The organism is Bifidobacteriaceae bacterium (genome assembly GCA_031281585.1).
Classification (GTDB): domain Bacteria; phylum Actinomycetota; class Actinomycetes; order Actinomycetales; family WQXJ01; genus JAIRTF01.
On record JAITFE010000053.1, the window covers coordinates 1 to 11,187 of the forward strand.

The following is an 11,187-nucleotide window of genomic DNA, read 5'->3' on the forward strand; positions in this document are numbered from 1 at the left end:
CGGCGCGGCTCTGCGCCTAGCTCGTGCCCCACTCGATGACGCCAGCGCCCTCGACTCCGCAGAGTTGGACCAGTCGCGCCGCCATCTGGTCGATGGCTTCATCTAGCAGCTTGGGCGCCGTGTAGAACGCGGGCGTGGTCGGGAAGACGATCGCGCCGGCTTCGGTGACCGCGACGGCGTTGCGCAGGTGGATTAGCGACAGCGGAGCTTCCCGCAGCGCCAGGATCAGCCGGCGCCTTTCCTTCAGCGCCACGTCTGCGGCTCGCGCGATCAGCGAGTCGCCGCAGCCGCTCGCCACCATCCCCAGGGTTCTGGCCGAGCAGGGGGCGATCAGCATCGCGTCGAATCCGAATGAGCCGCTGGCAATTGGAGCGGTCAGGTCGTGCACGTCGTGGGAGTGGTCCGCCAGAGCGGCAAGCTCTTCCACCGACAGGCCGCATTCCAGCCTTGCGGTGGTCGCCGCCCACTTGCTTACCACCAGATGCGTTTCCGCGCCCAGAGATCGAAGAAGCCGCAGGGCAGCGGCGCCGATCGCCGCGCCCGACGCGCCGGTCATGGCCAACACTATTCGACTCATTGCGATTCTCCTCGCCGTTGTGAGCGCCGTCGGCTGATTGTCGCATGCCGGCCGGCAAACGGGCGACCGCAACTTCCCGGACGCTTGGACGTTACACGGGCGACCCATGCGGTTGCTCGAATTCTCACTGCACGAGAACGGGTGGACAGCCGCTCGCCACCGCTTCCTAGGATGACCGCCATGCAGCAAGCCGCTTCGAGCGAGGCCCCGACGCTGGTTGTCGTGGGCCGCATCAAGGAGAAGCCGGGCGCCTGGGTTCGCGGCGTGGTGGAGATGACGCGGGGCGTGGTCACAGCGGTCTACGCGGGACTGCCGGCCGGCCGCGCGATCGGCGTCAACACGATCGACGTGGGGGACTCCTTCGTTTTGCCCGGCGCGGTGGACGCCCACGTGCATTGCCTGTCGCACTCCCATGAGGGCATCGCGGCGGCGACGCGCTCGGCCGCCGCGGGTGGCGTCACCACGATTGTCGAAATGCCCTTTGACGGGGCGGGGCCCATCAACAGCCGCGACCGTTTGGCGGCTAAGCAGGATCTCGCCGCGCGGGAGGCTTTCATAGACATAGCCCTCCTCGGCACCCTGGCGCCGGACGGCGGCTGGCGCGAAGCCGAAAAGCTGGTGGCCGCCGGCGCCGTCGGCTTCAAGATTTCGCTTTTTCTGACGGATCCGGCCCGCTTTCCCCGGATCTCCGATTTCGACCTCCAGCCCACAATGGCGGCCGTTAGCGAAACTGGCGCGACCCTGTGCGTGCACGCGGAGAACAACGAGATCATCAAGGGCCTCCTCGACCAGGCGGCGCCCTTGGAGTCTGAGGATCCTTTGATCCATCCGAGGACGCGGCCGCCTTTGAGCGAATCGTTGGCTGTTCTGACCGCCCTGGAGACGGCCGCGCAGACCGGCGTCAAACTGCACCTTTGCCACTTGTCGTTGCCGCGTTCGACCGACTTGGCGGCCTGGTACAGGTCGCAAGGCGTCGACGTGACGGTGGAGACCTGCCCGCATTACCTCACGTTCACGGAAGAGGACATGAATCGCCTGCGCGGCAGGTTGAAAATCAATCCGCCGCTGCGGTCTGCCGCAGATCGAAAGGGGCTTTTGTCGCGGCTGGCCAACGGCTCGATCGACATTGTCGCCTCGGATCACGCGCCTTGGCCCGCCGAGCTCAAGGACCGGCCGATCATCCTCAGCAACTCTTCCGGGGCACCGGGCACCGAAACCCTTGTGGCGTTGACGTTGGGGCGGGCTCTGGCGCGGGACCGGACCCACAGGAGTTTCGAGTCGGCTGTTGACGCTCTGACCATAACGCCGGCGCGCCGTTTTGGGTTGAGTTCGCGCAAGGGCAGCCTCGAGGTCGGCAAGGACGCGGACGTCATGGTCTTCGCGCCTACCGACGATGCCGTCATCCACGCCGCCGCTCTGCATTCCAACGCCGGCTGGACGCCTTACGAGGGAATCACCCCCGGCGGCCGCGTCACCCACACCATTTCGCGCGGCCGCTTGGTGTGGTCCTCGGCCGCAGGCCTTCACGGAAGCCCGGGCCAGGGCGAAGTCGTCGGGGCGGAAGGCTGAGGTTTGATGACCGGCACCGGATCCGGCTACCAGTCGCTCAAGCGCGGCTTGGCCATCTTGGCGACTATCCAGGACGTCGGCCCCATGCGAACGGCCGAAATCGCGACGCGCCTGGGGACGCCGTTGTCTTCAACCTACCGGTACGTGTCAGTCCTGAGCGAGGCGGGGTTCGCGGTGGAGGTCGACGGCGTCTTGGTCCCGTCCGACCGGTTGACCAGCCCCAACGAGGGCCCTCAGCACATCGTCCGCGCTTGCGGCCCGGTCTTGCGGGGGTTGCGCAACCTGACCGGGCTGACGGCCGCCCTGGCGGTCAGAGTTCACACTGTGGCCCTGTGCCTGGAGGTCGTCTTCGCCCATCCCCAGCATCGGATTTCCTTTCACCGCGGGCAGTCGCACGGTCTTCACGCGGGTGGCTCCGCGTTGCCCTTGCTCGCTTTCGCGCCCCGGACAATCATCCGTGAGATCGCGGCCGCGCCGCTGCGCCGTTTCACGGCCCACACACCGACGCGAGAAGACTTGGCCGAACTGCTGCCGCAGATCCGGCGCGACGGTTACGCCATCTCCCACGGCCATTTGACGCCGGGCATGTCGGGGTTCGGCGTCCCGCTGTTGGTGGACGGCCGGTGCCTCTGCGCCTTGTCTCTGATCGGCGACTCGACCGCCCTGGCGCGCGCCGAGGAGCTGGTCGGAGCGCTGAAGCGCGCCGCCGCCGAACTGCTGGCCAGACTGGCGTCAAACGGGATACAAGAAGCCTGGAGCCAACCGAATGACTGAATCAAGCGTGCTGAACGGCCCCGATGGCGCGGTCCGCGCCGCCTGCGGCCCGCGTCTGCGCGCGCGCTCTTGGCGCGCGGAAGGCCTCCTCCGCATGTTCGAGAACGTGATCGAGATCGGGGAGCGCCCAAGCGAACTGGTGGTTTACGCGGCGTTCGGCAAGGCCGCCCGGTCTTGGTCTGACGCGCGGCGCATCGCGGCGGCATTGACGTCCCTGGAGGAGGGGCAGACGCTGATCCTCCAGTCGGGGCGCCCGGTCGGGGTTATCGAGACGGGCCCCAGCGCCCCGCTTGTCCTCTCGGCGGTCAACAACACGGTGGGCGAATGGGCCAGCGCCGAGCGGTTTTACGAACGCGAGGCGGCCGGCCAAACGATCTGGGGCGGGTTGACCGCCGCGGCCTGGCAATACATAGGGCGCCAGGGCGTGCTCCAGGGAACTTATGAGGTGTTCACGGCGGTCCTGTCGCGCCACTTTGACGGCGCCGCTTTGGGCCCGGCCCCCTGGGTTCTGACCGCCGGCCTTGGGGGAATGGGCTCGTCGCAGCCGACGGCGGCGACCATGGCCGGATTGAGTTCGCTGACGGTGGAGGTGGACCCCGCGAAGACGGCGCGGTTGGCGGCGCTGGGCGTGCTGGACTTGGTGACGGACCAGCTAGACCAGGCGATCACGGCGGTCCAGGACGCCCAACGCGATGGGCGAACCGCGGCGGTGGGCCTCAACGCCAACGCCGCCGACGTGTATCCGGCCCTTGTCCGGCGGGGCGTCATTCCGCCGATCGTGACGGATCAGACCGCAGCGCATGACGCCCGCTACGGTTACGTGCCCGCCGGCTACAGCCTGGAAGCCTGGCGCGGAGCCCGCGCCGCCGACCCGCGCGGGGTGGAACGGGCCGCCCGCGAGTCGATGGCCTGCGAGGTCGAGGCGATGGCGACCATGCAAGAGTCGGGAGCCGTCGTGTTTGAGAACGGCAACAACTTGCGGCAGCAGGCGATTGCGCACGCGGGCGCCGGGGCGGCGGACCGCTTCAACCGCATCGAGGGATTCATGGAAGCCTATCTGCGTCCCTTGTTCGCGGAGGGGATTGGGCCGTTCCGCTGGGTGGCGCTGTCCGGTTCGGAACGCGACCTGGCGATCCTGGACGACTTGGCTGCTTCGCTTTTCCCCCGCCGCCCAGAGGTCGCCCGGTGGATCGGTTTGGCCCGCGCGCATGTCGTGCCCCAGGGCCTGCCCGCCCGCTCGTGCTGGTTAGGCCACGGCGAGCGGTCGGCCATGGCGCGGGCGGTCAACGAATTGGTCGCCGCCGGCGAACTGTCCGCGCCGGTGTTGTTCTCACGCGACCATTTGGACTCCGCGGGGATGACCAATCCGCAGATCGGCACGGAGGGAATGGCGGACGGTTCGGACGGTGTGGCCGATTGGCCGCTGCTGGACGCCATGGCTTTGGCGGCCACGGGGGCGGATCTGGTGGCGGTTCACTCCGGCGGCGGCGGATATTCGGGATGGATGCAGTCCGCCGGGGTCTCCATCACCGCGGACGGCCGGGCGGACACAGCCTTGCGCCTGACCCGCGCCCTGGATTGCGACACCGCGATCGGGGTGCTCCGGCACGCCGAAGCCGGATACGAGCAGGCCATAGCCTGCGCGCGGGGCCTGGCCCGCACCGGGGCGCCGCCGCTCAATTGGACCAACGACCCCTGCGAGGAGCAGCCATGACACGCGAATTGACGAAGGCCGACGCCCTTCACGGAGTCCTCGGCGGGGGTGTGCTGGCCTGCGGCGGCGGCGGTTGGAAACGGCACGGCGAATTGATGGGAGACCTGGCGACATCGCTCGGGCGCCCCTCGCTCGCTTCCGTTCGCGAATTGCCGGAGGACACAATTGTCGCCACCGTCACAGCGATCGGCGCGCCGGCGGCGGAGAACTGGGAAATCCGCCCCGTGGACTACCTCGACGCGTTGACCACCCTCATGCGGCAAGTCGACGGGCGCATTGGCGCCGTGATGACGGCCCAAAACGGCTTTTCGACAACCCACAACGGTTGGATCCAGTCGGCCGCGCTCGGCATCCCGGTGCTCGATGCCGCCGGCGACGTTCGCGCTCATCCCACCGGCAAACTCGGTTCGCTGGGTTTGGGCGAACGGCCCGGCTACACGTGCACCGCCGTTGTCGCCGGGGGCAACCGGCAACTGGCCGGCCGGTTCGTGTCGATCAACGTGGGCGACGTCAACACTTGCGACGACGTGCTCCGCGACATCTCCGTCCGCGTGGGCGGCTTCATCGCCTCGGCCCGCAATCCGGTGGAGCTGGCCTGGGTCAAGGACCACGCCGCGCTCGGCGCCATCTCCCTGGCGCTTGACCTTGGCGAGGCGATGCGGGAGGCCGGAGCGGGCCGGTCCGGCGCGGGAAACGCCGTCGCGGCAGCCGTCGCGGGGGCGCTGGGGGCGGAGGTCCTAGCGCGCGGCCCGTTGGTTTTCGAGACTCCGAACGTGACCAAAGGGGGCTGGGACCACGGGGTCTTCCGCGTCCAAGACTGTCTTGTCCCGTTCCTGAACGAATTCATGGCGGTCCAGCAAAATGGCGAATGGATCTTCGCCTATCCCGCCACGATCTGCCTTTTGGACGGGGCGACCGGCGAGCCGATGGCCGTGGAGCGTGCGGTCGAGGGCCAAGACTGCGTCCTGTTGGCGGCGCCGGCGAGCGCGTTGCCCGTCTCCTCGTCGGCGATCGACCCGGCGGGTCTGGCCGAATGCGCAGAGCTTCTGGGGATTGACTTCTTGGCCCAACTGGACCCAAACCTGCGTGGCGGGAGCAACGAATATGCGCGTTGATCCGCTCGCGGTGGCGGGCCGGATTGGGCCGGACCGCCTGATGGCCGCAATCGAGGCGCTCGCCGCCGGATACGCGGAGAGCGGCGAGCCGGGCTGGACGCGGCGCGTCTTCTCCGAACCCTACCGGGCGGCCCGCGACTGGGTGGCCGGCCAAATGCGCGCCGCCGGCTTGGAGGTGACGCTGGACGCGGGCGGGAACGTGCTGGGGCGCTTGCCTGGGCGGTCACCGTCGAAACCGGCGATCGTGCTCGGCTCCCACTCTGACACGGTGTGGGCTGGGGGCCGCTTCGACGGCATCGTCGGCGTGTTGGCGGCGGTGGCGGTCGCGGCGGCGGTGAACGAGTCGGGCTTTGAGCTTGAACACGACTTGGTGGTCGCCGATTTCCTGGGCGAGGAAGCCAACCCGTTCGGCATTTCCTGCATTGGCTCGCGGTCGGTTGCGGGCGTGCTCGAGCCGTGGCATCTGAGCCGCGAGGACCCCGACGGCGCCACTCTCGGGGTGGCCATGGAGCGGTTCGGGGTGGATCCGGACGCGGCCCTTTCGGGCGCGTGGGCCCCCAATTCGGTTCACGCGTATCTTGAGCTTCACATTGAGCAGGGGCCCCTGCTTGAGACGTCCGGCAAGCAAATCGGGGTGGTCACCGCCATCGCGGGGATCGAACGCCTCATCGCCGCGTTCACCGGCCGTGCGGACCATGCCGGAACCATGCCGATGGAGCAGAGGAGCGACGCTCTCCTCGCGGCGGCGTCCGCGGCGTTGTCGGTGGAACGCGAGGCCTGCGGCGCGCCAGTTCACGCCGTCGCCACCAGCGGCCGGATCGACGCTTTCCCCGGGGCCATGAACGTGGTTCCGGGCTCCGCCCGCCTGTGGGCCGAGATGCGTTCAGTCGACCCGGCTTGGCTGCACGGCGCCAAGCGCCGTCTGGCCGAGCGAATCGCCCAAGACGCGTCCGCCAGGGGCGTTGACACGGCCATCGAATGGCTGAGCGACCAGGATCCGGTTCCCACGGCCCACTCGGTTCAGGACCGAATCGCCCAGGCTGCCGAGGGCTTGGGTTTGACCTGGGAGTCCGTCCCGTCTGGCGCGGGGCATGACGCCGCGCACATGGCCCACCTTGGACCCATGGGCATGATCTTCATCCCCTCGATCGGTGGGCGCTCCCACGTTCCCGAGGAGCTGTCTTTGCCGAAGGACATTGTGGACGGCGCGCGGGTGTTGGCTCTGACGGCGCTCGATCTGGATTCGAGAGAGCCGACATGACACGGGTCGCGCGAGGCGCCTACGGCCTCCTCGGCATAGCGGCCCTGCTGGGCGCGATGGACGTGGCCGTGAGGAGCGGCGCCCTGTCCCACCACGCGGTCCCAACAGCCGTGGAGATGGTCAAGGCCTTCGGCGGTCTTGCCGTTTCAGGCGCTTTTCTCCGCGCCGTGGGCCAGACGTTGATCGCCACGCTGCTGGCTTTTGCCGCCGCCGCGGTGGTCGCCACACCGCTTGGCGTCCTCCTCGGAGCGTCCCGCCGAGCCGAACGGCTGTCTTCGGGGTTGATCGAGACGCTGCGCCCAATCCCCTCCATAGCGCTCATGCCCGTCGCGATTCTGGCGTTGGGAATCGCGATTGAACTCAAGATCGCATTGGCGGGATTCGCCTCCCTCTGGCCTCTCCTGATCAACGCCATAGCCGGTGTGCGCTCAGCCGACTCCCTGATGATCCGCACCGCGCGTTCCTTCACCTGGTCGCGCGCCCGGATAATGCGCCGGGTTCAGCTACGCGCCGCCCTGCCGTTCATAGTCTCCGGCGCGCGCCAGTCGATCTCCGTCGCCCTGGTGATAGTTGTCACCTTGGAGCTGCTGGGCGCGAAGGGCGGGATTGGCGAGGTGATCCGCCAATACTCCGCCAGCGGACGCGTCGACTACGTGTTCGGCGGCGTGCTCGCGACGGGTCTGCTGGGCTTGGCGCTCCACGCCGTGCTGTCACGCGGCGAGGCCCGCTTGCTGCGTTGGGCGCCCCAGCACCGGGCGGTGCGGCCATGAGGCGGCGGGCCGCGGTCTTGGGCGGCCAGGCCAGCCGCCTCGTTCTGCTCGTGGTCGCGCTGGCGGTATGGCAGTTGGCGGCGCTGCACGCGCAGATCCGGTACTTGCCGCCATTCAGCGAAGTGGTCGGCCGGTTCTTCGCGGACTGGTTTTCCGGACCCTGGTACCACGCCTTTTTCTCCACCGCTTTCATTGAGAACGGTTTGCCGACCATTGGGCGTCTGGCGGTCGGTTGGCTGGTGGCCGCCGTGCTTGGGGTCGCGATCGGCACCGCGTTGGCTTTGGCGCCCAGGCTGGACGCCACGCTGTCGCCGGTGGTCCGCTTCGGGATGTCCATGCCGACGCCGGCTCTGCTGCCGCTGGCTCTCGCGATTTTCGGCTTGGGGTACGGGGCGAAGGTGTTTTTCATCGCCATAGGCGCGATCTGGCCGGTGATTGTGAACACGGCGGACGGCATCCGGGGCGCGGACCCGACCGCGCTGGCGGCCGCGCGTTCGCTGTCCCTTCCCCCCGTGACTTGGCTGACGCGCTTCCGAATCCCTCTGGCCTCTCCCCAAATCATGGCCGGGCTCCGCGTCAGCGTGAACACCGCCGTGCTGCTGATCGTGGTGGCCGAGCTTTATGCGGCGACCAGCGGTATTGGCTTTTTCATTGTCTCAACCCAGCGAAACTTCGACACGGTGGGCACCTGGTCCGGAATCTTGCTGCTGGCCGGTTTGGGCATAGTGTGCAACGCCCTTTTTGTCATTGTTGAGCGCCGCGTCATGCGCTGGCATGGCCCTGCTCGGGAGGTCCAGTAATGCCGAACGTTTTGGAAGTCTCTCGCCTGTCATTCACCTATCCGTCCGCGGCCGCCCCGACTCTGGGGGAGGTCAGCTTTGTGGTGGGGAGCCATGAGTTCGTCTGCGTTGTCGGCCCCTCCGGTTCGGGCAAGACCACCCTGTTGAACTGCCTGGCCGGCCTGACCCGCCCCACAGGCGGCGGCGTGTTGCTTGAAGACCAGGAGCTGACGGGTCCCAGCCCCCGTGTCGGCGTTGTGTTCCAGGATTACTCGCGTTCGCTCTTCCCGTGGCTCACCGCGGCGAAGAACGTCGCGTTCCCGCTGACCACCCGCGGGCTGTCGAAAGCGGAGGTCGCCTCGCGCGTCGAATTGGCGCTGGAGTCGGTTGGGCTTGGCGGCCACGGGGCCAAATATCCGTGGGAGATGTCGGGCGGCATGCAACAGCGGGTCGCGATCGCCCGCGCCCTCGCGGTCCAGCCACACCTGCTGATAATGGACGAGCCGATGGCGTCCGTTGACGCTCAGACCCGCTCCGACCTGGAGGACCTGGTGCTGCGCATCTGGGCGGAACGGCAAATCAGCGTTGTCCTGGTCACCCACGACATTGACGAGGCGATTTACATGTCGGACCGGGTGGTCGTCTTGTCGACTCCGCCGGCCGCCGTCCACAACGTGATTTGCGTCGACCTGCCCCGCCCGCGCGAACAATTGGCGACCAAGGAGGACCCCGCCTTCGGTCACCTCAGGGCGCGCCTGTTCGCGGAAATCTCCGAACTGCGCCGGTCTTCGGCGCCGGAGCTGACCCAATAGCCAGAGCAATAAGAAACCATTGAAAGGAAACCGACTGTGAAACTAACTGTCTTGCGAACCCGGGGGTTGGCGGTCTTGGCGGGCTTTTCGGCACTTGCGTTTGCGGCATCGGCCTGTGCGGCGGAGGATAAACCGGCGGCGGGCCAGAGCGGGGGGTCGCCGTCCGAACCGACAGCGGAAGAAGTTTTGGAGCTGACGGTTGCGGTCATGCCGATCGCCGACTGCGGCGCCTACTTTTACGCGGAGGACACGGGGCTTTTTGACGACTACAACCTGAAGATCGTGTCGGAGAGCGCGACTGGCGGATCTGCGGCGATCGCGGCCATGGCGGCGGGCGACTACGACGTGGTCTATTCAGGCACCGACGGCTCGATCAAGGCTTTTGCGAACGGTTTGCCTGTGAAAGTGGTGTCCGGGGCGAACTTCAACCAGGCCGCCGGCCAGGCGGACGCGACCGGTTTGGTGGTGGCGGCCGGGATCGCGGACGTGTCGCAGCTTGCGGGCGCGACGATCGGCACGAACGCGTTGGGCAACATCAACCAGGTCTTCGCCCAGGAGTTCCTCGCCTCTCAAGGCGTTGAGGATGTGCAAGTGGTTGAAATCCCGTTCCCCGAACAGGTTGCCGCGCTTGAGGCCGGTCAAATCAAAGCCACGCTCTTGCCGGAGCCGTTCGCGTCACAGGCCGTCGCCGCCGGTGGCGCGATCCTCGGCTACCCGTACCGGGTGGGCCAGGATTCGAAGAGCGCGGTCGGCGTGTACGTGTCAACAGACCAGGTGCTGGCTGAGAAGTCGGAGGCCGTCAACCGCTTTGTGGAGGCTATGACGGCGGCTTCCGCGGCGGCCAACGATCCGGCGAACCATGACGCGGTGGTCAAAGCGATCTTGGCGCACACCCAGTTGAGCGACGAGGTGGTGGAGTCGATGGTCTTTGTCGAATACTCGACCGATGCGGACACCGCGCGCATTCAGGCCGTGGCGGATCTGCTGACAAAGTTCGGCGTGCTCCCGGACTCGGTCGACGTGACCGACCTGGTCGCGCCGAGATCATAGTTTGGAGTCTGGCGCCGGGTGCCGCAACGCCGGTCCCGGCGCCAGACCCGGCCGAACCCGCGAAGGAGCGAAATGTTCCCGACCTTGCGCCAGGTGATGGAGGACCTCGAACGCGCCGGCGACCTGCGGCGGATAGACGCCCCGGTGGATCCGAACCAGGAACTGGCGGCGTTGCTGTCGCTGACCGAAAGCGGCCCTGCTACCGTGGCCACCCGCGTGGTCGGGTCGCCCTTCCCGGTGGTGGCGAACCTTGTGAACAGCCGGGACCGCCTGGCGCGGTCGGTGGGGCTGAACACGGGGGCGTTGACCGACGCGCTCATTGGGGCGGTCGCCCGGCCGGTCCCGCCGGTCCCCGCGCCCGGTCCCGCGCCCGTGCAGACGGTGGTTTGCGAGCCCCGCCTCGACAGGCTGCCTGTGCCGCGCTTTTTCGAGTTGGAGACCGGGCCGTACATCACCGGCGGTGTGACGTTGGTTCGCGATGCCGTCAACGGACAACGCAACCTGTCTTTCGCCCGGTACAAGGTTCTGAGCGCCACCCGGGCAATGCTCGGAGTGTCGCCGAACCACCACCTGGGTCAGATGGCGCGGCGGGCTCAGGCCGTTGGCCAGGACCTGCCGGTGGCCGTCGCCATTGGCGTCCACCCGGCGATCATGTTGGCGGCCTGCTTGTACCTCGGGTTCGGTGAAGACGAACTCGAATGCGCTGGCGCCTTGATGGGCGGCCCGGTCGAAACCGTGCCCGGAGTGAGCGTGGACGTGGCCGTTC

At 67.8% G+C, this 11,187-nt stretch carries 11 protein-coding genes; 10 read left to right on the forward strand and 1 reads right to left on the reverse strand.

What is annotated here, in order from left to right; translation table 11 throughout:
* Positions 1-16 precede the first annotated feature (16 nt).
* The gene (locus tag LBC97_05695) at positions 17-577 is read right to left on the reverse strand and encodes a UbiX family flavin prenyltransferase (protein MDR2565545.1); all 561 of its coding nucleotides are present in this window, start codon (positions 575-577) and stop codon (positions 17-19) included.
* Between the two features lie 180 nt (positions 578-757).
* Between LBC97_05695 and LBC97_05700 the strand changes: the two genes are divergently transcribed.
* From LBC97_05700 to LBC97_05745, 10 genes are all read left to right on the forward strand, one after another.
* Positions 758-2,146: a dihydroorotase family protein gene (locus tag LBC97_05700; GenBank protein MDR2565546.1), complete on the forward strand. Its 1,389-nt coding sequence runs from the start codon at positions 758-760 to the stop codon at positions 2,144-2,146.
* Positions 2,147-2,152: 6 nt separating this feature from the next.
* Positions 2,153-2,920 (forward strand): helix-turn-helix domain-containing protein, encoded by a 768-nt coding sequence (locus tag LBC97_05705; GenBank protein MDR2565547.1) that lies wholly within the window; start codon positions 2,153-2,155, stop codon positions 2,918-2,920.
* A complete protein-coding gene (locus LBC97_05710; GenBank protein ID MDR2565548.1) occupies positions 2,913-4,634 on the forward strand; it encodes a urocanate hydratase in 1,722 nt (573 codons plus the stop codon). The genes LBC97_05705 and LBC97_05710 overlap by 8 nt, the downstream gene beginning before the upstream one ends.
* Positions 4,631-5,749, forward strand: a complete 1,119-nt coding sequence (locus LBC97_05715) for a DUF917 family protein (GenBank protein ID MDR2565549.1) — start codon at positions 4,631-4,633, stop codon at positions 5,747-5,749. Before LBC97_05710 ends, LBC97_05715 begins: the two co-directional genes overlap by 4 nt.
* On the forward strand, positions 5,739-7,010 hold the full coding sequence (locus LBC97_05720; GenBank protein MDR2565550.1) for a M20 family metallo-hydrolase: 1,272 nt from the start codon (positions 5,739-5,741) through the stop codon (positions 7,008-7,010). Before LBC97_05715 ends, LBC97_05720 begins: the two co-directional genes overlap by 11 nt.
* Entirely contained in the window at positions 7,007-7,780 is a 774-nt protein-coding gene (locus LBC97_05725) for an ABC transporter permease subunit (protein MDR2565551.1), read from the forward strand. Before LBC97_05720 ends, LBC97_05725 begins: the two co-directional genes overlap by 4 nt.
* On the forward strand, positions 7,777-8,580 hold the full coding sequence (locus tag LBC97_05730) for an ABC transporter permease (protein ID MDR2565552.1): 804 nt from the start codon (positions 7,777-7,779) through the stop codon (positions 8,578-8,580). The genes LBC97_05725 and LBC97_05730 overlap by 4 nt, the downstream gene beginning before the upstream one ends.
* Positions 8,580-9,371: an ABC transporter ATP-binding protein gene (locus LBC97_05735; protein MDR2565553.1), complete on the forward strand. Its 792-nt coding sequence runs from the start codon at positions 8,580-8,582 to the stop codon at positions 9,369-9,371. Before LBC97_05730 ends, LBC97_05735 begins: the two co-directional genes overlap by 1 nt.
* A 36-nt stretch (positions 9,372-9,407) precedes the next feature.
* On the forward strand, positions 9,408-10,421 hold the full coding sequence (locus tag LBC97_05740; GenBank protein ID MDR2565554.1) for an ABC transporter substrate-binding protein: 1,014 nt from the start codon (positions 9,408-9,410) through the stop codon (positions 10,419-10,421).
* A 72-nt stretch (positions 10,422-10,493) separates the two neighbouring features.
* The coding region (locus tag LBC97_05745; protein MDR2565555.1) for a UbiD family decarboxylase at positions 10,494-11,187 on the forward strand (694 nt) is incomplete at its 3' end.